The organism is Micromonospora sp. NPDC049114 (assembly GCF_040648635.1).
Taxonomy (GTDB): Bacteria; Actinomycetota; Actinomycetes; order Mycobacteriales; family Micromonosporaceae; genus Micromonospora.
Genome location: NZ_JBEZEA010000018.1, coordinates 34,760 through 56,364, shown reverse-complemented (window position 1 = coordinate 56,364; position 21,605 = coordinate 34,760). Strand labels below are relative to the sequence as shown.

Annotated in this window: 20 protein-coding genes; 7 read left to right on the top strand and 13 right to left on the bottom strand. The window is 73.1% G+C overall.

The genetic code is table 11. The features are described 5' to 3' along the window. Positions 1-354: 354 nt before the first annotated feature. A complete protein-coding gene (gene lepA / locus AB0B39_RS30690) occupies positions 355-2,229 on the bottom strand; it encodes a translation elongation factor 4 (protein ID WP_357576043.1) in 1,875 nt (624 codons plus the stop codon). Between the two features lie 117 nt (positions 2,230-2,346). After that, positions 2,347-2,883, bottom strand: coding sequence for a DUF4240 domain-containing protein (locus AB0B39_RS30685; protein ID WP_234586899.1), 537 nt, complete (start codon positions 2,881-2,883; stop codon positions 2,347-2,349). Positions 2,884-2,944: 61 nt separating this feature from the next. Between AB0B39_RS30685 and AB0B39_RS30680 the strand changes: the two genes are divergently transcribed. Continuing rightward, the gene (locus tag AB0B39_RS30680; RefSeq protein ID WP_357498380.1) at positions 2,945-3,931 is read left to right on the top strand and encodes a phosphotransferase; all 987 of its coding nucleotides are present in this window, start codon (positions 2,945-2,947) and stop codon (positions 3,929-3,931) included. A 249-nt stretch (positions 3,932-4,180) separates the two neighbouring features. Continuing rightward, complete coding sequence (gene rpsT / locus AB0B39_RS30675; protein WP_007464006.1) at positions 4,181-4,447, top strand: 30S ribosomal protein S20; 267 nt, start codon at positions 4,181-4,183, stop codon at positions 4,445-4,447. Positions 4,448-4,577: 130 nt separating this feature from the next. Here the strand turns inward: rpsT and AB0B39_RS30670 are convergent, their stop codons facing one another. From AB0B39_RS30670 to AB0B39_RS30655, 4 genes are all read right to left on the bottom strand, one after another. Continuing rightward, positions 4,578-4,958: a hypothetical protein gene (locus AB0B39_RS30670; RefSeq protein WP_357498467.1), complete on the bottom strand. Its 381-nt coding sequence runs from the start codon at positions 4,956-4,958 to the stop codon at positions 4,578-4,580. A gap of 29 nt (positions 4,959-4,987) precedes the next feature. Beyond that, positions 4,988-5,968: a DNA polymerase III subunit delta gene (gene holA / locus AB0B39_RS30665; RefSeq protein WP_234586908.1), complete on the bottom strand. Its 981-nt coding sequence runs from the start codon at positions 5,966-5,968 to the stop codon at positions 4,988-4,990. A gap of 226 nt (positions 5,969-6,194) precedes the next feature. Beyond that, the gene (locus tag AB0B39_RS30660) at positions 6,195-8,603 is read right to left on the bottom strand and encodes a ComEC/Rec2 family competence protein (RefSeq protein WP_357576042.1); all 2,409 of its coding nucleotides are present in this window, start codon (positions 8,601-8,603) and stop codon (positions 6,195-6,197) included. After that, a complete protein-coding gene (locus tag AB0B39_RS30655) occupies positions 8,600-9,406 on the bottom strand; it encodes a helix-hairpin-helix domain-containing protein (protein WP_357576041.1) in 807 nt (268 codons plus the stop codon). Before AB0B39_RS30655 ends, AB0B39_RS30660 begins: the two co-directional genes overlap by 4 nt. Positions 9,407-9,640: 234 nt before the next feature. On the opposite strand from AB0B39_RS30655, the gene AB0B39_RS30650 reads away from it, so the two are divergent. After that, positions 9,641-11,119 (top strand): arabinofuranosidase catalytic domain-containing protein, encoded by a 1,479-nt coding sequence (locus AB0B39_RS30650; protein ID WP_357576040.1) that lies wholly within the window; start codon positions 9,641-9,643, stop codon positions 11,117-11,119. A gap of 66 nt (positions 11,120-11,185) precedes the next feature. Here the strand turns inward: AB0B39_RS30650 and AB0B39_RS30645 are convergent, their stop codons facing one another. The 5 genes from AB0B39_RS30645 to nadD all read right to left on the bottom strand — a co-directional run bounded on the left by AB0B39_RS30645 (position 11,186) and on the right by nadD (position 14,631). Continuing rightward, positions 11,186-11,959, bottom strand: coding sequence for an SDR family oxidoreductase (locus tag AB0B39_RS30645; RefSeq protein WP_234586888.1), 774 nt, complete (start codon positions 11,957-11,959; stop codon positions 11,186-11,188). 4 nt (positions 11,960-11,963) lie between these two features. After that, the gene (locus AB0B39_RS30640; RefSeq protein WP_357498330.1) at positions 11,964-12,818 is read right to left on the bottom strand and encodes a DegV family protein; all 855 of its coding nucleotides are present in this window, start codon (positions 12,816-12,818) and stop codon (positions 11,964-11,966) included. A gap of 72 nt (positions 12,819-12,890) precedes the next feature. Continuing rightward, positions 12,891-13,520 (bottom strand): histidine phosphatase family protein, encoded by a 630-nt coding sequence (locus AB0B39_RS30635; RefSeq protein ID WP_357576039.1) that lies wholly within the window; start codon positions 13,518-13,520, stop codon positions 12,891-12,893. Beyond that, positions 13,517-13,924: a ribosome silencing factor gene (gene rsfS, locus AB0B39_RS30630; RefSeq protein WP_234586881.1), complete on the bottom strand. Its 408-nt coding sequence runs from the start codon at positions 13,922-13,924 to the stop codon at positions 13,517-13,519. Before rsfS ends, AB0B39_RS30635 begins: the two co-directional genes overlap by 4 nt. Before the next feature lie 110 nt (positions 13,925-14,034). Further along, positions 14,035-14,631: a nicotinate-nucleotide adenylyltransferase gene (gene nadD / locus AB0B39_RS30625; protein WP_203178711.1), complete on the bottom strand. Its 597-nt coding sequence runs from the start codon at positions 14,629-14,631 to the stop codon at positions 14,035-14,037. Positions 14,632-14,758: 127 nt separating this feature from the next. Here nadD and AB0B39_RS30620 point away from each other — a divergent pair, with 127 nt between their 5' ends. Continuing rightward, a complete protein-coding gene (locus AB0B39_RS30620; RefSeq protein WP_357576038.1) occupies positions 14,759-15,418 on the top strand; it encodes a PadR family transcriptional regulator in 660 nt (219 codons plus the stop codon). 159 nt (positions 15,419-15,577) lie between these two features. After that, on the top strand, positions 15,578-16,792 hold the full coding sequence (locus AB0B39_RS30615; RefSeq protein WP_357576037.1) for an FAD-dependent monooxygenase: 1,215 nt from the start codon (positions 15,578-15,580) through the stop codon (positions 16,790-16,792). 92 nt (positions 16,793-16,884) lie between these two features. Here the strand turns inward: AB0B39_RS30615 and pepN are convergent, their stop codons facing one another. Further along, positions 16,885-19,401, bottom strand: a complete 2,517-nt coding sequence (pepN, locus tag AB0B39_RS30610) for an aminopeptidase N (protein ID WP_357576036.1) — start codon at positions 19,399-19,401, stop codon at positions 16,885-16,887. A gap of 68 nt (positions 19,402-19,469) precedes the next feature. On the opposite strand from pepN, the gene AB0B39_RS30605 reads away from it, so the two are divergent. Next, entirely contained in the window at positions 19,470-19,688 is a 219-nt protein-coding gene (locus tag AB0B39_RS30605) for a DUF397 domain-containing protein (protein WP_007464035.1), read from the top strand. 51 nt (positions 19,689-19,739) lie between these two features. Here AB0B39_RS30605 and AB0B39_RS30600 read toward each other — a convergent pair whose 3' ends face one another. After that, a complete protein-coding gene (locus AB0B39_RS30600) occupies positions 19,740-20,129 on the bottom strand; it encodes a hypothetical protein (protein WP_357498318.1) in 390 nt (129 codons plus the stop codon). A 219-nt stretch (positions 20,130-20,348) separates the two neighbouring features. Between AB0B39_RS30600 and AB0B39_RS30595 the strand changes: the two genes are divergently transcribed. Beyond that, positions 20,349-21,593 carry a cytochrome P450 gene (locus AB0B39_RS30595; RefSeq protein WP_357498316.1) on the top strand — a complete coding sequence of 415 codons (1,245 nt, stop codon included), beginning with the start codon at positions 20,349-20,351 and terminating at the stop codon, positions 21,591-21,593. Positions 21,594-21,605 lie beyond the last annotated feature (12 nt).

Genomic DNA, 21,605 nt, shown 5'->3' with positions numbered 1-21,605 from the left:
CCACCGAAAAACCAAACCGACTCAGCCGCACAGAAGTTGCCGGCGTCGATGCCGAACGGCTGCGTCGATTGGGGTGGGAGCGCGTCCACACAGGTCAGGCAACATGTTGCCCAGGGCGACGACCCCGCCTCACGGCCAAAAAAATTCCTCCACCATCGACCCGCCCGGGCGGGCTTACGCCCACCCGGGCCGGTGATCAAGAGGTTCGCGTCAGGATCCGGACCTCAACTGACGCAAACCTCTTGATCACCGGGACGCAGGAGGCGTCACCGGGACGCAGGAGGAAGGACCGGAGCGCAGGAGGCAGGTACCGGGACGCAGGAGGCGGGACCGGGGGGACCGGGGACGGGGGGCTTACTTCTTTGGGGCCTTGGTGTCGCCGGAGTCGGAGGACAGGGCGGCGATGAAGGCTTCCTGCGGCACCTCGACGCGGCCGACCATCTTCATCCGCTTCTTGCCTTCCTTCTGCTTCTCCAGCAGCTTGCGCTTACGGCTGATGTCACCGCCGTAGCACTTGGCGAGCACGTCCTTGCGGATCGCGCGGATGGTCTCCCGGGCGATGACCCGGCTGCCGATGGCCGCCTGGATGGGCACCTCGAACTGCTGGCGCGGGATCAGGGTGCGCAGCTTGGCGGCGATGGTGACGCCGTAGTTGTACGCCTTGTCCTTGTGCACGATGGCGCTGAACGCGTCCACCGGCTCGCCGTGCAGCAGGATGTCCACCTTCACCAGGTCGGACGCCTGCTCGCCGGACGGCTCGTAGTCGAGTGAGGCGTAGCCCTTGGTCCGGCTCTTCAACTGGTCGAAGAAGTCGTAGATGATCTCGGCGAGGGGCAGCGTGTAGCGCAGCTCCACCCGGTCGGCGGAGAGGTAGTCCATCCCGAGCAGGCTGCCGCGCCGGCCCTGGCAGAGCTCCATCACCGCGCCCACGTAGTCGTTGGGCGTCAGCACGGTGGCCCGCACCACCGGCTCGTACACCTCGGCGATCTTGCCGTTGGGGTACTCGCTGGGGTTGGTGACGACGATCTCGGCGCCGTCGTCGGTGATCGCCCGGTACACCACGTTGGGGGCGGTGGAGATCAGGTCGAGGTTGTACTCGCGCTCCAGCCGCTCCCGGATGATCTCCAGGTGGAGCAGGCCGAGGAAGCCGCAGCGGAAGCCGAAGCCGAGCGCGCCGGAGGTTTCCGGCTCGTAGTCCAGGGCGGCGTCGTTGAGCTTGAGCTTGTCCAGGGCCTCACGCAGGTTCGGGTAGTCGGACCCGTCGATCGGGTAGAGGCCGGAGTAGACCATCGGCTTCGGGTCCTTGTAGCCACCCAGCGGCTCGGCCGCCGGCCGGGCGTTGATGGTGACCGTGTCACCGACCCGGGACTGCCGGACGTCCTTCACACCGGTGATGAGGTAGCCGACCTCGCCGACGCCCAGCGCCTCGGCCTTGACCATCTCGGGTGAGATGACACCGATCTCCAGCAGCTCGTGCACCGCGCCGGTGGACATCATCTTGATCCGGTCGCGGGCGCTGATCCGGCCGTCGATGACCCGGACGTACGTGACGACGCCGCGGTACACGTCGTACACCGAGTCGAAGATCATCGCCCGGGCGGGCGCCTCGGCGTCGCCGGTCGGGGGGATGAACTGCCGGACGATCTCGTCGAGCAGGTGCGGCACGCCCTCGCCGGTCTTGCCGGAGACCCGGATGCAGTCGGCGGGGTCACCGCCGATGAGGTGGGCCAGCTCCTCGGCGTACTTCTCCGGCTGGGCGGCCGGCAGGTCGATCTTGTTGAGCACCGGGATGATGCGCAGGTCGTTCTCGAGCGCCAGGTAGAGGTTGGCCAGGGTCTGCGCCTCGATGCCCTGCGCGGCGTCGACAAGCAGCACGGCGCCCTCGCAGGCGGCCAGCGACCGGGACACCTCGTAGGTGAAGTCGACGTGCCCCGGGGTGTCGATCATGTTGAGCACCGCGTGCTCACCGGCCCGCTCGCCCTCGCGGATGGTCCACGGCATCCGGACGGCCTGGCTCTTGATGGTGATGCCGCGCTCGCGCTCGATGTCCATCCGGTCCAGGTACTGCGCGCGCATCTGCCGCGGGTCGACCACGCCGGTGAGCTGCAACATCCGGTCGGCCAGGGTCGACTTCCCGTGGTCGATGTGGGCGATGATGCCGAAGTTCCGGATGCGACCGGGGTCGGTGGCACCAGGGGCGTTCGCGCCGGGATCGAGCTTCGGTGGCACAGCGGTCCGTTCTGGTCGGCTGACGTGAACAGGCCGGCGCACCGCCGGCCCCCTCCATGTTCCCACGCCGCCGGGGTACGCCCACTGCGCGGGCGACGGATCGGTCCCGAGGACCTCTCACTCCAGGGGCGGCTCGACGAACAGCGCGGCCAGCCGGGGCAGGCGGCGGCGGGCCTCCTCCTCGTCGTCGAAGTCCCAGAAGTCGTTGAGATCGGGCGTACGCACCGGCTCGCGGTCCTCCGGCAGCTCCGACGCGGTGGCCTTGCGGTACGCGTCCCAGGGCACCGAGAGCATCTGCTCGGCGGAGAACTCCTCCCCGCTGAGCGAGGCGGCCCGCACCTGGGGCAGTTCGGCCAGCGAGTCGGGGTCGCCGACCGCGCGGGCGAAGACCGCCCGCCCCTGGGTCATCAGCCAGCCCCGGAAGTGCTCGAAGCCGTCCGCCGACGCGCCGCCGTTGATCAGGTACGCCGCGCCCCACAGATCCGCCTTGTGCGAGGCCGCCAGCACCCGCCGCTGGTGGTGGGCGTACCCGACGATGTCCTCCGGGTCGCGCTCGGCGAGCAGCGCGACGGCCCGCGCGGCGACCGGCCCGGGCTCTCCCCCGCCTCCGGCGCGGGCCTGGTCGATCAGCTGCCAGAAGTCCTCGGTCCTCATGGCTTGGCAGTCTGGCAGTGTCGCCGCGCGCCGCGCACGTACCCCGGGGCAGCATGGTGGGGTGTCCTCCCCGCCGCTGCCCCCGGTGCCGTACCACGCGGGTGCGCTGCGCCCGTCGTGGCAAGACCTCCCGGCCGCGCTGCGGGCCGCGATCGCCGGACGCCTCGGCGTGCCGGTGGTCACCGCCCGGACCGCCGCCGCCGGCTTCACCCGGGGGTTCGCCGCCGTGCTCCACACCGCCGACGGTGGTCGGGCCTTCGTCAAGGCGGCACCCGCCGTCGAGCAACCGCGCCTCGTGCAGGCGTACGCGCGGGAGGCCGCGATCCTCGACCGGCTGCCGGCCGGCCTGCCGGCGCCCCGCCTGCGATGGACGCTGGACGAGGCCGGCTGGTTCGCGCTGTGCACCGACGCGGTCGACGGCCACACCCCGCGCCTGCCCTGGACGCTCACCGAGCTGGACGCCACGCTCGCCGCGTACGCCCAGGTCGCCGCCGCCCTGGCCACCCCGCCGGCCGGGCTGACCGCGCTCGGCCTGCCCCAGCTCGCCGAGCTGGCCCGCGCGGACATCCTCTGGTGGGAGGAGGTCGCCGCCGGCCGGGAGCCGCTCCCGGCGCTGCCCTGCGCCGCCCGGGGCCGACTACCCGAGCTGGTAGCGCTGGAGTCCCGCCTCCCCCGGTACGCGGACGGCGCGACCGGCATGATCCACGGCGACCTGCGGGTGGACAACGTGCTCATCGGCGGTGACGGACGGGCGTGGTTCTGCGACTGGACCTGGACCTGTTCCGGGCCGGCCTGGTTCGACCTCGTGGGCCTGCTGCTCACCGCGTACGCCAGCGGCCTGGACACCGACCGCCTCTTCGCCGAACACCCGGCGTCGGCGGGCGCTCCCCCGGACGCGCTGGACGCCACCCTGGCCGCGCTGGCCGGCTACTACCTCACCGGAGCGGACGCGACAGCGGCCACGGCCTCCCCGCACCGGTCGGCGCACCAGCGGTGGAGCGGCGAACAGGCCCTCGACTGGCTCGCCCGCCGACAGGGCTGGCGGTGACGCGGGGCCGGCCCGGCGCACGCGGAGCCGGTCTGGCGGTGACGCCCCCGCCGGCTGCCGGTGACGCGGAGCCGGCCTGGCGGGGGCGTAGTCTGGTGGTCGTCGGGCCGGGATGGGCCGCGCGATGACCGAGCCGTTTTGGCTCGTCCCGGGCGACCTGGTAACCTGGCTCTTCGCGCAGCGATGACGCATGTTCGTCATCCCGCGCAATAAGCTGACCAACCCGAGCTATCAAGACGAGGCTGTCGCGTGGCGAACATCAAGTCCCAGATCAAGCGCAACCGGCAGAACGAGAAGGCCCGGCTGCGCAACAAGTCGGTCAAGTCGTCGCTGAAGACCGCCGTCCGGAAGTTCAACGAGGCTGCCGAGGCCGGTGACGTCGAGAAGGCCACCGCCCTCATGCTGGACGCCTCTCGCAAGCTGGACAAGGCCGTCAGCAAGGGCGTGATCCACTCCAACCAGGCCGCGAACCGCAAGTCCGCGATCGCGAAGCGCGTGGTGGCGCTCTCCGCCTGACGACTTCACCGTCAGACTGATTCGGAAAGCCCCGGACCCTCGGTCCGGGGCTTCCGTGTGTCCACGGACAGGTCGACGGCCTGACGTGGGGCCGGCGGCCCGATCGGCGTGCCCGTGCCTCGGCCGGCGGTCAGTCCAACGGGTCGGTGCGGCGGGTGGGCCGCACCGGGTCGGCCGTGACCACCACCGAGGTCACCGCGTTCGCGACCCGGGCCCGGCCGACGACCGGCTCCATCTGCCGACGGAAACGGTCCCGCTCCTGCTCGGGCACGAGCGCGGCGGAACGGACCACCACGGCGGCCACCATGTCGTTGAGCTTGACCATCGCCGCCACCACCACGGGCAGCACCACCACCGCCCACCAGGTCACCAGCTCCGCCAGGGCGAGCAGCACCGCCAGGGCGATGGCGCCTTCGAAGAAGAGGAAGCAGAGCACCCCGCCGGGGTTGACGAACCGCAGGCCGAGGAGCCGGGCGTAGAGCGGCCGGTACCTCTCCTCGTCGGCGGGCATGGTGGCCCACGCCGTACGGTTCGGCCGCGTCACCGGCCGCTGCCCTGCCGGGCGGCCGCCACCGAGAAGACCGCGCGCTCCAGGGCGTACGCCCGGTCGTCCGAGCCGCCCTTGACTGCCGCGTTGCACTCGGCGGCGACCTGCATGGCCTGGACAAGCCCCTCCGGCGTCCAGCCGCGCCCCTGCCGCTGCGCCCGCTCGATCTTCCAGGCCGGCATGCCCAGACTGCTGGCGAGCTGGTACGGGTTGCCCCGCCCGGCCGACGCCACCCGGGCCACCGTACGCACCCCGTCGGCCAGGGCGTCGGCGATGGGCACCGGGTCGACACCGACGTGCAGGGCCCAGCGCAGCGCCTCCAGGGCGGCCGGCACATCGCCGACCATAGTGGCATCCGCCACCGTGAAGCCGGTCACCTCGACCCGCCCCCGGTAGTAGCGGGCCACCGTCTCGGCGCTGATCCGCCCGTCGGTGTCGGCGATGAGCTGGGAGCAGGCGGCGGCCAGTTCGCGCAGGTCGTTGCCGACCGCCGCGATCAACGCCTCGGCGGCGTCGTCGGTGCACCTGCCGCCGGACCGGCGGATCTCGTCTCGGACGAAGGCGACCCGCTCGCGGTGCCCCTTGAGCTTGGCCGCCGGGATCACCGTCGCGCCTGCCGACCGCAGCCCGTCGGCGAACGCCTTGCCCTTGGCGCCACCCAGGTGCAGCACCAGCAACTGGACGTCCGGGTCGGGGTTCTTCGCGTACGCCAGGAGCGCGGCGACCAGGTCCTTGCGGGCGTCCTGACCGGAGCGCAGGATGAGCAGCCGCCGCCCCCCGAACAGCGACGGGCTGAGCATCTCGGCGATCTCACCGACGGTGAGCGCACCTGCCTGGTACTCGCGAACGTCCACCTCGGTCTCGACGCTGCGGACCCGCTCGACAGCTTCGGTCACGGCGCGCGTGGCGAGCAGCTCCTCGTCGCCGAGGACGAGCAGAATGGGGGCGAGGCTGGCGGGGGTCACGTCGCCCATATTCGCACGGCCCACGGCGGGTACGTGCCTGCTCATTCGCCGCCCGGTCGGTGCAGCCCGCACTAAGCGCAAATCCAGACATTTACCTCGATTCGCCATTTAATCCGCAAGACGGTCGCCATTTCATCAGCCGCGCTGCAATTTCCACGGCAGAACCGGCCCACTCCCGCGACGGCAGAGCCGGCCCACCTCGCGACGGCAGAGCCCGCCTGCCCGCCGTCGAGTCTCACGGCGGCCGCCCGGGTCGCACCCCTCGACGGGCCACCGCCAGCCCGTCGCCGGTCCGGATCGCCGCCAGGTCACCATCGGTGTCGGTCCGCAGGACCCGGGCGCCGCCTCTGCTGAGCCGGGCCAGAAGCGACGGGCTCGGGTGCCCGTAGGTGTTGCCCGCGCCGACCGGCACCAACGCGACGGCCGGCCGGACGGCGGCCAGAAAGCTGTCGTCCTGGTACGCCGAGCCGTGGTGGGCGACCTTCAGCACGTCCGCCCTCAGCTGCTCCGCCGCCGTCCGGGCCAGCACGGCGTGCTGCTCCTCGGTCTCGGCGTCGCCGGGCAGCAGGATCCGCACGCCGGCGACCGTGGCCCGCAACATCAACGAATTGTTGTTCGGATCGGACCTGGTGCCGGCCAGCGGGTACGGCGGACCGAGCACGAGCAGGTCGACACCGCCGACCCGATGCAGCGCCCCGGCGGTGGTGCCGAGCAGCGTGGCCCGCCCGCCCATCGCCGCCGCGCGGACCGCGTCCCGGCCACTCGCCGGGTCCGTCGATGGCGGGGTCAGCACGGCGGACACCCGCCGGCCCCGGAAGACGCCGGCCACGCCGCCCACGTGGTCGACGTGGAAGTGGCTGACCACGAGCAGCGGCACCTCGGAGATGCCGAGCCGGCGCAGGCACGCGTCCACCGCGCTCGGGTCCGGGCCGGCGTCGACCACCACCGCCCGACCAGGAGCGACGGGCAGCACCAGGGCGTCACCCTGACCCACCGCGCAGGCCACCACCACCCAACCGCGCGGCGGCCAGCCGGTGGCGATCAGCCGGACTCCGAGGACGCCGAGCAGCGCCGCGGCGGCGACGACCGCCACCAGCCGGCGCACCAGCGGTCGACGTGCGGCGACCAGCAGCGCCACGGTCAGCCCGGCCAGCAGCAGTGCGCCCCACGCGCCACCCGGCCAGGGCAGGGTGCCGGCCGGGAGGCGGGCGCCCTGGCGGGCGATGATGACCAGCCACCAGGCGGGCCAGCTTGCCAGCCACGCGACGAACCCGGCCCCCGCCGGCCAGAGCGGTGACAGCACGGCGGCCGTCACGCCCAGCACCGTCGCGGGGGCGATGGCCGGCACCGCCAGCAGGTTGGCCGGTACGGCCACCAGGCTGACCGTGCCGGAGATGCCGGCGACGACCGGGCCGCAGGCCACCTGGGCGGCCGCCGGCACCGCCAACGCTTCGGCCAGTCCGGCCGGGACGCCCCGGCGGCGCAGCCCGTCGCGCCAGCGCGGCGCGAGCAGCAGCAGACCGCCGGTGGCCAGCACGGACAGCGCGAACCCGGCGTCGCCGGCCAACTCGGGGTCGACCAGCACCAGCACCGTCACGGCGGCGGCCAGCGCGGGCAGCGCGGCCCGAGGTCGGCCGGCGGCCAGTGCGACGAGGCCGATCGCCCCCATCGTGGCGGCCCGGACGACGCTCGGCGACGGCCGGACCAGGATGACGAACCCCACCAGCGCCACCCCGCAGAGCAGACCGGCGAGCCACGGGCCGGCGCGCGCCCAGCGGGCCAACAACAGCACCGCACCCAACACGATCGCGACGTTGCTGCCCGAAACGGCATTGAGGTGCGTCATTCCGGTCGCCCGAAAGTCCTCCTCGACGGCGGGCGACAGGCGGCTCGTGTCGCCCACCACCAGCCCGGGAAGCAGGCCACCTGGATCGTCGGGAAGGGGAGCGCAGGCCCGTTGCAGGCCGGCGCGCAGCGTGCCGGCGGCGCGCTGTGCCCAGGACGGCGCACCATGACGCTCGGGGGGTCCGGTGGCGCCGAGCACCGCCGCGGTGAGATCGCCGCCGCGCGGAACGCCGAGGCGACCCTCGGCCCTCACGCGCTGACCAGGCAGCAGACCTCGCCAGCCCGGGTCGGTGGCCAGGACCAGCAGCCGCGCCGACGTCCGAATCCGCTGGCCGTTTGGACCGGTCAGCCGGATCAGCTCACTCGACGTCAGCAGCATGCCGGGACGGCCGGCGGATCGGATCGGGCGCGGATCGTCGCGGACAACCAGCTCGGCGCTGACCGGAGCGCGCTGCTCGGCCAGGACACGGATCGGCGGCGCGTCCCGGACGGCCAGGCGGCCAGCGGTCGCCGCCGCGCCACAGAGCACCCCGAGGCCGACCGCGACGGCGACCCAGCCGTGCCGACGAGCGGCAGCGCGGGGGTGGCCGAGTCGGCCGAGCAGGTGCAGGGCGCTCAGCGCCGACAGCACGGCCGCCGTCCCGCCCACCAGCAGGAGCGGACGGACGCCGACGTGCAGGCCGGTGAGCGCGGTGAGCCAGGCTGCCACGGCCAGCCCGGCGAGCCGGAGATCCGGCGGTGGCGTCCGGGGTCGGACGGGGTCCGGGTGGCTCGACGGCGTGGGATGCGTGCCGCTCACACCGTCACCAGATCCTTGAGCTGTTCGTAGCGCGCGTCACCGATGCCGTCCACCTGACGCAGATCCCCGACGCCCTTGAACCCGCCGTGCTGATCCCGGTAGGCGAGGATCCGCTGGGCGAGCACCGGCCCCACCCCGGGCAGCGCGTCGAGCTGGGCCAGCGTCGCGGTGTTGAGGTTCAGCGGACCGCCGGCGGCCGGTCCCCCACCGGCAGCAGGATCGGGCGCACCCCCCGGCACCGGTGGCGGCGTCACCCCGACCACGATCAACTCGCCGTCGGTGACCTTGCGGGCGGGGTTGAGCAGCGCCACGTCGACCCCGGGCAGCGGGCCACCGGCCGCCTGCACGGCGTCGGCGAGCCGGGCACCGGCTGGCAGACGCACCAGCCCGGGCCTGCGCACCTTGCCCGCGACGGCCACCACCAGCTCGCCGGCCGGCGACGCGCTCCCCTGCTCCGCCGGGACGGCCGGGGTCGCCGCGCCGGTCGACTGGGTTACCGGTTCCGCGTGCGGCCGGGACCGCCACGCCCAACCAGCGGCGGCCAGCACCACCACGAGGGCGACGACCGCCAACGCGCGGACGCCCCGCCGCCCCGGATCGAACGCACCCGGGCCGGGCAGCCGTGCGGCGGCGCCGCCGTCGGGCTCGGCGGGAACGTGCGCAGCCGGGTCGGTCACCGGCGCACCGACCCGGGGTGGCGGCACGCCGAGCGGGAGCGCCTCCGCGAGCGACGCCGCGCCACCCGTGGTGGCCGTCAACCGGCGCAGACGCTGACGTACCGCTGTCTCCTCGTCGTCTGACACGCCGCGACGCTAGGACGCCGGACGCCACGAGAGAGTCATCGCGGGCCCGACCTGTGGACAGCCGACGCCTCTGTGGACAACGCCCTGATCATGCTCGCGTCTGCTAGGACCGGGCCTCCCCTGGCCGCCGGAGGTAGCGACAGACGCATGGATGAAGGTTAATGTTAGCGTTATCATGCGTGACGCCGTCCCCCACCACCACCGCCACCGCCACCGCCACCGCAAGGGGAATCCATGGACATGAAGAGAAGGCTGCACCGTTCGCTGGCCGCAGCGGGGACCCTGCTGGTCCTCGTCGCCGGGGCCGGCGTCTACGTGGTCTCCGGGACGCCCGGCGTCGCCCGGGCAGCCGGCACCGGCCCGTGCGACATCTACGCCTCCGGCGGCACGCCGTGCGTGGCCGCGCACAGCACCACCCGAGCCCTGTACGGGGCGTACAACGGCCCGCTCTACCAGGTCCGCCGCTCGTCGGACAACACCACCCGCGACGTCGGCGTGCTCACTGCCGGGGGCGTCGCCAACGCCGCCACCCAGGACACGTTCTGCGCCAACACGAACTGCGTCATCACGGTCATCTACGACCAGTCCGGCCGCAACAACCGCCTCACCCAGGCGCCCCCGGGCGGCTTCACCGGCCCCGCCGCCGGCGGGTACGACAACCTCGCCGACGCGAAGGCGGCACCGGTCACCATCGGCGGCCAGAAGGCGTACGGCGTCTACATCGCGCCCGGCACCGGTTACCGCAACAACAACACGAACGGCGTCGCGACCGGCGACCAGCCCGAGGGCATCTACGCCGTCGTCGACGGCACGCACTACAACCAGTGGTGCTGCTTCGACTACGGCAACGCGCAGACCAACGTCCAGGCCGACGAGCGCGCCATCATGGAGACGGTCTACTTCGGCGCCAACAAGCAGTGGGGCTACGGAGCGGGGGCGGGCCCCTGGATCATGGCTGACCTGGAGTGGGGCCTGTTCTCGGGGGTGAACGCGGGTTACAACAACATCGCGTCGATCAACCACCGCTTCGTGACCGCCATGGTCAAGGGCGAGCCGAACCACTGGGCGATCAGGGGTGGGAACGCGCAGTCGGGCGGCCTGACCACGTACTTCGACGGCCGACGCCCCAACGGCTACAACCCCATGAAGAAGGAGGGGGCGATCCTGCTCGGCATCGGTGGCGACAACAGCATCACCGGCCGGGGCACCTTCTTCGAGGGTGTGTTGACGTCCGGCTACCCGTCGGCCGCCACCGACGACGCCGTGCAGGCCAACATCGCCGCTGCCGCCTACACCCCCGCCAGCGGCGGCAACCCGCAGCAGAACGTCCAGGTCGTGGGCGCCCAGTCCGGCCGCTGCGTCGACGTGCCGAACGGCACGACCACCAACGGCACCCAGGTGCAACTGTGGGACTGCATCAGCAACAGCACCGCCCAACGCTGGACCTACACCGCCGGAAAGCAGATCCAGGTGTACGGCAACAAGTGCCTCGACGCCAACGGTCAGGGCACCACCAACGGCACCCAGGTCATCATCTGGGACTGCCACGGCGGCACCAACCAGCAGTGGAACGTCAACGCGAACGGCTCCATCACCGGCGTCCAGTCCGGGCTCTGCCTCGACGCCAACGGCGCCGCCACCGCCAACGGCACGAAGCTCATCCTCTGGGCCTGCAACGGGCAGCAGAACCAGCAGTGGGCCCTGCGTAGCTGATCAGGCCGCCGATCGCGCCGTCTCCGGGTCGTCACCACGGCCCGGAGGCGGCACGCCCGCGCCGGGTCAGCGGGCCTCCGGGTCGAGGCCGAGCACGGCTCGTCCGCCGTCGACCGGCAGCGTCACCCCGTTGACGAAGCTCGCCGCCGGCGACAGCAGGTACGCGACCGCCTCCGCCACCTCGTCCGCGCGCCCGATCCGGCCCACCGGATGCAGCCGGGTCAGCTCGGCGTCGATCCACTCGGCCTGGGACGGCTCCTGCGCGGCGAGGAACTCGGCGTGCCGCTCGGTGGCGATCGAGCCGAGCGCGACGGCGTTGGCGCGGATGCCGTGCCGCCCGTACTCGACTGCTAGCGCCCGGGTCAGCCCCTCCACGGCGGCCTTCGCCGTGGCGTACGGCAGGGCGCCCGACACCGGCCGGCGGGCCTGGTGCGACGAGACGTTCACGATGGCCCCGCCCGTGCCGGCGGCCAAAAACCGGCGGACCGCCACCGCCGCGCCCACCACGGCCGGGCGCAGGTTCAGCCCGATCAGGTCCAGGACGGTGTCGGCCGACGCCGAGTGCAGTGCCGCGTCCCGGAAGACCGCTGCGTTGTTCACCCAGCCGGTGAGACGGCCGGCGCGCTCGGCCACCTCGGCGGCGCGCTCGGCCACCCGCTCGTCGCCGGCGTCGCCGACCACCGGCAGCAGGCGGTCGGCGGCCGGGTGCCCGGCCAGCCAGTCCACCGCCTCGGCGTCGCGCTCCACGACGACGACTGTGACGCCGGTGGTCACCAGCCGTTGCACCACCGCCCGGCCGATGCCACGGCCGCCACCTGTCACCACGCACGCGGTGGCCACCGGGTCAGCCGTCCGATCGGCGGTGCACGACCACGCACGCCAGCCCCGGCCCGGCGTGCGCGGCGACCACCGCGCCGGCCTCGGAGACGTACGTGTCGTGCAGCCGTGCGCCGAGCCGCTCGGTGAGCGCGGCGAGCAGCGCCTCGGCACGTTCCGGCGCAGCCAGGTGGTGGACGCCGAGGTCCACGTCGTCGTCGCCGGCCGCCTCGACGGCCAGGTCGACGAGACGGGCCACTCCCCGGCTGGCGGTACGCACCTTCTCGCGGAGCACGATCGCCCCGTCCGGCATGTGCATGATCGGCTTGACCGACAGGGCGGTGCCGAACAGCGCCTCGGCCGCGTTGATCCGGCCACCCCGGCGGAGGAACTCCAACGTGTCGACGTAGAACCAGACGGTGGTCCGGGCGACGGCGGCGAGCGCCGCGTCGCGTACACCGGCGAGGTCTGCCCCGGCCTCGGCGGCCCTGGCGGCCGCGACGGCCGGGAAGCCGAGCCCCATGCCGGCGGAGCGGCTGTCGACGACCTCGACCCGACCGTCGAAGTCGGCGGCGGCCAGCCGGGCCGCCTCGACGGTGCCGGACAGGCCGGCGGACAGGTGTACCGAGACGACGCCGTCGGCGCCCTCGTCGAGGAGGCGGCGGTACGTCCGGGCGAACTGCTCGGGCGCCGGGCGGGAGGTGCTGGCCGAGACCCGCCGCTCGCGCAGCGCCCTGGTGGCGTCGGCGGGCTGGGTCTCCACCCCCTCCAGACCCTCCGCGCCGTTGAGCACGACGGTCAGCGGAACGACGGTCAGCCGGTGCCGACGCACCAGCTCGGGCGGGAGGTAGGCGGTGGAGTCGGTGACGACCGCGACGGGCATGCCCGGCACGCTAGCCGATCACGACGGGATACGCCGAGGCGCGAGCGCGCCGACCCCGGGTGGGGACGGCGCTCAGACCGCGTCGACGACGGCCGGGGCGGTGACCAGGCCGACGTTGTGCCCCCGTAGTTGCCAGCCTCGAACGTCGTCGTGCCGCAGCTCGGACCAGTGGCAGTTGGCCAGCGAGCCGATGGTGCGCAGCACGTCGGTGGGCCAGCCGAGCAGGTGGCCGATGCCCTGGCGGGAGCCGCCGCCGTGGGTGGCGAGGACCACGGTCCCGCCGGGGGTCACGTCGGCCGCCGCCAGGAACGCCGCCGCAACCCGCTCGCCGAGGTCGTGCAGCGGCTCCAGGTCGGCTCCCGGCGCCGGGTCGCCGGCCCGCCAGCGGGCGTACTCGGCGGGGAAGCGCTCGGCGACCTCGGTGAGGTGCAGGCCCTGCCACTTGCCGAAGTGCCGCTCGCGCAACCGGGCGTCGGTGCGGACCGGCAGCCCGGTCAGCGCGGCCAACGCCGCAGCGGTCTCCGCGGCGCGGCTCAGGTCGCTGGACACGATGGCGTCGGGACGCAGCGACGCGAGCAGCGGTGCGGCGGTGCGGGCCTGGTCGCGGCCCAGCTCGTTGAGGGGTACGTCGGTCTGCCCCTGGACGCGGTTGGCGGCGTTCCAGTCGGTGTTGCCGTGCCGCCAGACGATCAGCCGGGTCATTCGGCTGCGGCGGTCCCGCTGGCGTCGGCCTCGACCAGGTCGCGGTCGACGAACGGGATGGTGGGGCAGTCCTTCCAGAGGCGGTCGAGCCCGTAGAACTCGCGCTCCTCGGTGTGCTGGACGTGCACCACGATGTCGACGTAGTCGAGCAGCACCCAGCGGCCGCCACGCTCACCCTCGCGCCGGATCGGCTTGGCCTTCTCCGGAAGCTCCAGCAGGCGCTCCTCGATGGCGTCGACGATGGCGAGCACCTGACGCTCGTTGGGGGCGGCGGCGAGCAGGAACGCGTCGGTGATGGCGAGCTGGTCGCCGACGTCGATGATCGCGATGTCCTGCGCCTTCTTGTCGGCGGCGGCCTGGGCGGCGGCGATCGCCAGCTCGTGAGCGCGTTCGGAAACTGTCACCGTTCTCCTTCGATCAACCGTGCGATCCTCCAAGCGTCTCACACCCGGCGAGGTCACGACCTGTCAGTTCTGGTCGATTAGGCGCACGGAACGGTGCATACCGGACGTGATCAGGGCTGATAGAGGCGTCGCTTGGCGATGTACTGCACCACACCGTCGGGCACCAGATACCAGACCGGTTCACCCCGGGCGACCCGGGCACGGCAGTCGGTCGACGAGATGGACATCGCGGGCACCTGGATCAGGCTGACCGTGTCCGCCGGAAGGTGCTCGTCGGTCAGCGGGAAGCCGGGACGGGTCACCCCGATGAAGTGCGCCAGCTCGAAGATCTCGTCCAGGTCCTTCCAGGACAGGATGCGTTGCAGCGCGTCCGCGCCGGTGATGAAGAACAGCTGCACCTTGGGGCCGTACTCGGCCTGGAGGTCGCGCAGGGTGTCGACCGTGTACGTCGGGCCGCTGCGGTCGATGTCGACCCGGCTGACCTGGAAGCGGGGGTTGGAGGCGGTGGCGATGACAGTCATGAGGTACCGGTCCTCGGCGGGGCTGACCGGTTCGTCAGCCTTCTGCCAGGGCTGCCCGGTCGGTACGAACACCACCTCGTCCAGGCCGAACCGGTCCGCCACCTCACTGGCCGCGACGAGGTGCCCGTGGTGGATCGGGTCGAAGGTGCCGCCCATGATCCCGATCCGCCGGATATCTTCCTCCACCCCGTGATCGTAGGCCGGGCGCCGAGGCAGGCCGCCAGGGCCCGGTGCCGGCGCGTGGGGGTCGCCAGGGGGCCGGTCCCGTGCATATACTCGTCTGCGAGTAGTCGTCAGCGAGTAAGGGGACGTCATGTCGAAGCGGCGCAAGGTCGGCAACCTGCTGGCACTGGCCGTGCTCTCTGCCCTCGTCCAGCGGCCCATGCACCCCTACGAGATGGCCAGCACCCTGCGCGCCCGGGGCAAGGACCAGGACATGGAGATCAAGTGGGGCTCCTTCTACACGGTCATCCGCAACATGGAGAAGCACCAGTTGATCGCCGCAGTGGAGAGCGTCCGCGAGGGCCGACGTCCGGAACGCACCGTCTACCGGATCACCGACGCGGGGCGGGCCGAGCTTGTCGACTGGGCGCGTGAGCTGGTCGCCACGCCGATGCCGGAGCATCCCCGCTTCCGGGCCGGCCTGTCCGTCCTCGCCGCCCTGCATCCCGACGAGGCCATCGACCTGCTCCGGCAGCGACTCGACCGGCTGGACGACGCGCTTCACCAGGACCGCGAGACGCTCGACGCCCACCTGCGGGAGATCCCCCGGCTGTTCCTGGTCGAGTCGGAGTACGACCTGGCCATGCGCGCCGCGGAGACGACCTGGCTGCGGGCCCTGCTCGCCGAGCTGACCTCGGGCAGCTACCCGGGGCTGGACACGTGGCGGGCCTTCCACGAGACCGGCGAGATGCCGGCCGAGCTGACCGAGCTGGCCGAGAGGACCAGCAGCGACCCCGACCCTGCCGACTGAGAAGACAGCTCCGGCGGGGTGCGCCAACACCCCGCCGGAGCCCTACCTCGAACCGACACCTGAGCAGGCACCCGGCCCGAAGCGGCAAGCACGAGGATAACCGGGTTCCCTCCCAGGTCGGTTCGTACGCACGCACCCGACGACACCCAGGGAGAGAACATGACCACGGCACGAACCGCGATCGTCATCGGCGGCGGCATCGCCGGCCCGGTGACGGCGCTCGCGCTGCACCGCGCCGGCATCACCGCCACCGTTCACGAGGCGTACCCGGCCACCTCCGCCGGAGTGGGCGGCATCGGCGGCACCCTCGCGCTCGCGCCCAACGGCGTGGCGGCCCTGCGGGCCGTCGGCGCGGACGAGGCGGTGACGGCGATCGCCACCGGAATCCACCGCACCGTCATGGCCGTCGGCCGTCGGCGCATCGACCTGCCCACGTTGGCCGGAGTGCCGCCGCTGCGCGTGGTGCACCGGGCCGAGCTGCACCGCGTGCTGCACGACCGGGCGGTCGCCGAGGGCGTCGCCTTCGCATACGGGCGGCGGCTGGTCGCCGTCGAGCAGACCGACAGCGGCGTGACCGCGCGCTTCGAGGACGGCAGCACGGCCACCGCCGACGTCCTGGTCGGCGCGGACGGCATCCGGTCCACGGTCCGTGGCCTCATCGACCCGGCCGCGCCCGGCCCCCGGTTCACCGGGCTGCTCGGCTTCGAGGCGGTCGCCCGGCACGAGGTGGACGCCGAGGCGGGCACGATGACGTTCGCGTTCGGCCGACGCGGCTACTACCTGTACTGGCCGGAGCCCGGCGGCGGCACCCGCTGGGGGGCCAACCTGCCGCAGCAGCGGCCGATGAGCCTCGTCGAGGCCCGCGCGGTGCCGGCCGAACAGTGGCTGGACACGCTGCGCAGGACCTACGGCGACGACGACCCGGGCGGGCAGCTGATGGCCACCAGCAGCGCCGCCGAACTCCAGGCCGTCGGGTCGTTGCAGATCATGCCGCCGGTGCCGCACTGGCACCGGGGGCGGATGGTGCTGGTCGGCGACGCTGCGCACGCGCCGTCGAACAGCTCCGGGCAGGGCGCCTCGCTCGCCATCGAGAGCGGGGTGCAGCTCGCCCGCTGCCTGCGGGACCTGCCCGACGTGGCGTCCGCGTTCGACGCGTACGTGCGACTGCGCCGCACCCGGGTCGAGAAGGTCGCCGCCCGCGCGGCCCGGATCAACCACACCAAGGCCCCGGGACCGGTCGCGCGGACGCTGATGCCGCTGCTGATGCCGCTGCTCGTGCGCACGGCGATGGACCCGGAGCGGACCATCGCCCACGAGCAGCGCCACGTCATCGACTTCGACGCCCCCGTGACCGCGGAGCCCGCGCTGCGCTGACCGCCGTGCGCGGGGTGGCCTGGCCAGCCCGCGCACGGCCGGTGCCGAAACGCTCCGGCGGGACGACCTCGGGCTGCCGCCGTGACCCCGCCTCAGGCCGAGGCGGCGGCCACCGCCGTCCGGGCGACGAGCGCGCGTCGCAGGTCGTCGTCCGCGTCGGTGACCACCCGGCGCAGGCCCGGGGTCAGGTCGTCGCGGGCCAGCAGCGCCACGGCCGCCTCCCGCGTCGGCTGCGCCACGGCGTAGCGGGGAAACGCCAGCTTGGCCACCAGATCGGCCATCCAGCCGGTACGCCGACTCGTGGCGGCCGGCATCTCCGTGAAGTACCGCTCGACGTACGCGGCGGTCAGGTCGGCCTGCTCGGGCTGCCAGAACCCCTCGGCCGTCGCCTCCAGCAGCCGGTTGGACAGCCCGGTGTCGCCCACGATGATCTCCCATGCCGCCTGCTTCGCCGCCGGGTCACCCACTGCGGCCCGGCAGCGGGCTGCCCGTTCCGCGCCGGTGGCGCTGACGTCGGCGGCCGCCTCGGCGGCGATCTCCGGCTCCCCCGCCGCGCCCAGCACCACGAGCCGGCGCAGCACTGCCCACCGCAGCTCGGCGTCGACCTTCAGCCCCGCCGGGACGTCCCGGCCGGCGAGCCAACCGACGAGCAGGTCCGCGTCGGTGGTCGCGGCGATCCAGCCCCGCGCGGCGGCGAGCTGCAACGACTCCCCCGGCGCCGCGCCGTCCAGCAACTGGCGGCACGCCTCGGCGACGCGGGCCAGCGCCGCCGAACGGGCCAGCGGGTCGAGGTAGCGGTCCACCAGGGACCGGCTGAGGGTCAGCACGTCCTCCGCGATGATCACCTCGGTCTCGGCGGGCAGGGCCTCGACCATCAGGTCGACCAGGCCGCCGACCGGCCGTTCCCCGTCGGTCACCGCGTCCAGTGCCTCGCCCCAGAGCACCGCCCGGGTGAGCGGGTCGGTCAGGCGCGGCAGGAGCAGCGCGACGGCGTCCGCCGACGCCGGGTCGAGGCGCACCTTGGCGTAGGTGAGGTCACCGTCATTGAGCAGCAGCACCTGGGCCGCCGGCTCGCCGGCCAGCTCGTCGAGCACGGTCCGGCCACCGTCGACGGCCGGGTCGAGATCCACCTCGGTACGCCGCACCGTGCCGTCCGCCGCGTACCGGCCCACGCCGATGCGGTGCGGACGCAGCACCGGATGCGACTCGGGCGCGGTCTGCACCACGGCGACCTCGGTGTAGCGGCCGTCGGCGTCGACGGATACCTCGGCGCGCAGCGTGTTGACCTGCGGCTGACGCAGCCACAGCTCGGCCCAACCGGACAGGTCCCGGCCGCTGGCCGCGCTCAGGCTGGCCAGCAGGTCGGCGAGGGTGGCGTTGCCGAAGCGGTGCGCCGCGAAGTGCGCGTTCAGGCCGGCGAGGAACGCCTCGTCGCCGAGCCACGCCACGAGCTGCCGCAGCACTGAGGCGCCCTTGGCGTACGAGATGCCGTCGAAGTTGAGCAGACCCTCGTCGGCGTCGGCCACCTCCTGCGGGGCAACCGGGTGGGTGGAGGGTCGCTGGTCGGCCGCGTACCCCCAGGCCTTGCGGCGCATGGCGAACGTGGTCCACGACTGCCCGAAGCGGGTCGCCTCGGCGGTGACCCGGGTGCCCAGGTACTCCGCGAACGACTCGTTGAGCCACAGGTCGTCCCACCAGCGCATGGTGACCAGGTCACCGAACCACATGTGGGCCATCTCGTGGGCGATCGTGGTGGCCCGGAGCTCGCGCTGGGTGTCGGTGACCGCCGAGCGGAACACGTAGTCGTCGCGGAAGGTGACGATGCCCGGATTCTCCATCGCGCCGGCGTTGAACTCGGGGACGAACGCCTGGTCGTACTTGCCGAACGGGTAGCGCTCGGCGAAGAGCTGGTGGAACCGGTCCAGGCACTGCCGGGTGACGGTGAAGATCTCCTCGGCGTCGGCGTCGAGGTGCTCGGCGAGCGACCGTCGACAGTAGAGGCCCAGCGGCACGCCGTCGTGCTCGGTGCGTCGCACGTGGTACGGCCCGGCGATCAGCGAGAAGAAGTACGTGGACAGCGGCGCGCTCGGGGCGAACTCCCAGCGCCCCGGGGCCGGATTGGCGGCCACCTCGGCGTTGCTGGAGACGGTCCACTCCGGCGGCGCGGTGACCGCGAGGGTGAACGACGCCTTGAGGTCGGGCTGGTCGAACGCCGCGAAGATGCGCTGGACGTTGTCCAGGAACGTCACCGCGTAGAGGTAGGTCTCCCCGTCGGCCGGGTCGACGAAGCGGTGCATCCCCTCGCCGGTGTTGGAGTACGCCATCTCCGCCTCGACGACGAGGGTGTTGGTGGCGGCGAGGTCATCCAACGGCAGCCGGTTGTCGGTCAACGTGCCGGGGTCGACGTCGCGGTCGTTGAGGCGTACGGCCAGGAGGTTGGCGGGCTTGACCTCGGCGAAGGTGTCGCTGCCGGGGGTCGCCCGGAACTGGATCTCGACGCGGGAGCGGAACAGCTCCCCGTCGCCGGTCAGGTCGAGGTCCACCTGATAGGACTCGACAGTAATCGCCGCGCCACGCGCGGTCGCCTCTACACGGGTCAGGCTCGGCATCCGCTTATCCTGCCCGATGGGGATCGGCACGCGATCCCCAGACGGCCCCCGCACTGGAGGAAAGAACCATGGCGCAGCACCCCAAGGGCGACTTCGACCTCTCCCGGGCCGTCTGGCAACGGGCCGAGGGGGACACCTCGGAGAGCGCCGTCGAGGTCGCGTTCGTCGACGATCTGATCGGGATGCGCAACTCCGCCGAGCCGGAGGGCCCGGTGCTCGTCTTCACCCAGGCCGAGTGGGACGCCTTCGTCGCCGGTGCGCAGGACGGCGAGTTCGACCTGGACTGATCGCCCGGCGGTCGCGGGTGGCGTGGATCGACCGCCACCCGCGACGCCAGGTCAGGCGTCACCGTCGCCCCAGCCGAGACCGCCGGGACCCGGCGCGTGGTGGAAGCCGGGATGCTCGGCGACATCGACGCAGCGCTCCCCGTCCGGGCCGACCGCCCCACAGAACAGCCGCTCGGCACGGTGCCACGCGTCGGCCGGCGACAGGGCCGCCGCGCCGAGGGCCACCTCCGGACGAAGCAGGCTCAGCGCCTCCGCGTACGTCACCGCCTGCTCGCGGGCGTCGGCCGCGTCCGGCGCGGTGAACCCCAGGTGCACGGTGAAGAACCGGCGCGGTCTCCTCGGCCGGCCGGGCGGGCCGATGAGTGGACGCAGGGCACGATCCGCGCCCGTCGCCGCGACCGCCCGCCGTTGCCGCCAGTGCGGCGACCTGTTGTCGTGCATCTCGCCCTCCCCGTGGTCGTGGCCATCGGCCCACCGAGGACCGGACCGGCTGACCGGTGCTGCCGGCGCACGGCGGCCCCACCAGCCAGCCAACCAGGTTCCGCCGCCCGTGGGAGGGGCCAGCCAACGCGCTGTCGCCGCGGGGATTCAGCGGCGGCGACACGGGTAGACGCAGCGCGACGGCGACGCCGGCCACCGCCCGCACCCGAGGAGACCCCGATGGCGACCATGCCGGCCGACCGCACGCCGGACAGCACCCTCGCGCTGCTGCGCTCCGGCTACCGGTTCATCGGTGAGCGCTGCGAGCGGCACGGCAGCGACGTCTTTCAGGCCCGGATCCTGCTCGCACCGACCATCTGCCTGCGGGGCCGGCCGGCGGCGATGCTCTTCTACGACAGCGAACGCTTCCAGCGGGACAGCGCGATGCCCCTGCGGGTGCAGCGGACGCTCACCGGTCGGGGTGGCGTGCAGGGGTTGGACGGATCGGCGCACTCCGACCGCAAGGCCATGTTCATGTCGATCATGACGCCGGCGGCCATCCAGCGCCTCGGGCAGCTCTTCGACGACGAGTGGCGGGCGCGGATCCCCGCGTGGGAGGCGGCCGGGCCGGTGCCGCTCTACGACGAGCTGGGCCGCCTGCTGACCCGGGCGGTCTGCGCGTGGGCCGGGGTGCCGCTGGCCAGCTCGCAGGTCAACCGACGCGCGGTCGAACTACACGCCATGATCGAGGGCCCGGCGGTCGTCGGCCCCCGGCACTGGCGGGGCCTCCTCGCCCGTCGTCGCGCCGAGCGCTGGATCGGAGACCTCGTCGAACGGGCCCGCACGGGCATCCACCCGGCGCCCGTCGGCAGCCCGTTGGAGATCGTGTCCGAGCACCGCGACGCGAGCGGGGCGCTGCTCCCCCGCCCCATCGCCGCCGTCGAACTGCTCAACCTGCTGCGCCCGGTGGTCGCCGTGGACCGGTACATCGTCTTCGCCGCGCTCGCCCTGCGCGACCATCCCGGCTGGCGGGAGCGGGTCGACGGCGACGACGAGGCCACCGAGCAGTTCGTCCAGGAGGTACGTCGCTACTACCCGTTCTTTCCGATGGCCGCCGCCCGGGTCCGGCGCTCGTTCGACTGGGAGGGCCACCACTTCCCACGCGGACGCCGGGTGCTGCTCGACCTCTACGGCACCAACCACCACCCGGCGATCTGGCCCGAGCCGGAGCTGTTCCGTCCCGAGCGGTTCGCCGGCCGCCGGGTGGACCCGTTCGAACTGGTCCCGCAGGGCGGGGGCGACTACACCGCCGGGCACCGCTGCGCCGGCGAGTGGATCACCATTGACCTCATGAAGCGGGCGGTCACCCACCTGACCGGCGGCATGCGCTACGAGGTCCCGCCGCAGGACCTGACCCTGGACCTGCGGCGCATGCCCGCGCTGCCGCCCAGCGGACTGACCCTCACCAACGTCCGCCGCGCCTGAGGGCGTCCCGCC

What these genes read in the sequence shown, in the direction of transcription:
- AB0B39_RS30600 (WP_357498318.1), bottom strand. Translation starts at nt 20,129, where the DNA reads ATGCACGACAACAGGTCGCCGCACTGGCGGCAACGGCGGGCGGTCGCG.
- AB0B39_RS30640 (WP_357498330.1), bottom strand. Translation starts at nt 12,818, where the DNA reads ATGCCCGTCGCGGTCGTCACCGACTCCACCGCCTACCTCCCGCCCGAG.
- AB0B39_RS30615 (WP_357576037.1), top strand. Translation starts at nt 15,578, where the DNA reads ATGACCACGGCACGAACCGCGATCGTCATCGGCGGCGGCATCGCCGGC.
- pepN (WP_357576036.1), bottom strand. Translation starts at nt 19,401, where the DNA reads ATGCCGAGCCTGACCCGTGTAGAGGCGACCGCGCGTGGCGCGGCGATT.
- holA (WP_234586908.1), bottom strand. Translation starts at nt 5,968, where the DNA reads ATGGGCGACGTGACCCCCGCCAGCCTCGCCCCCATTCTGCTCGTCCTC.
- AB0B39_RS30650 (WP_357576040.1), top strand. Translation starts at nt 9,641, where the DNA reads ATGGACATGAAGAGAAGGCTGCACCGTTCGCTGGCCGCAGCGGGGACC.
- AB0B39_RS30670 (WP_357498467.1), bottom strand. Translation starts at nt 4,958, where the DNA reads ATGCCCGCCGACGAGGAGAGGTACCGGCCGCTCTACGCCCGGCTCCTC.
- AB0B39_RS30635 (WP_357576039.1), bottom strand. Translation starts at nt 13,520, where the DNA reads ATGACCCGGCTGATCGTCTGGCGGCACGGCAACACCGACTGGAACGCC.
- AB0B39_RS30595 (WP_357498316.1), top strand. Translation starts at nt 20,349, where the DNA reads ATGGCGACCATGCCGGCCGACCGCACGCCGGACAGCACCCTCGCGCTG.
- AB0B39_RS30685 (WP_234586899.1), bottom strand. Translation starts at nt 2,883, where the DNA reads ATGAGGACCGAGGACTTCTGGCAGCTGATCGACCAGGCCCGCGCCGGA.
- AB0B39_RS30605 (WP_007464035.1), top strand. Translation starts at nt 19,470, where the DNA reads ATGGCGCAGCACCCCAAGGGCGACTTCGACCTCTCCCGGGCCGTCTGG.
- AB0B39_RS30620 (WP_357576038.1), top strand. Translation starts at nt 14,759, where the DNA reads ATGTCGAAGCGGCGCAAGGTCGGCAACCTGCTGGCACTGGCCGTGCTC.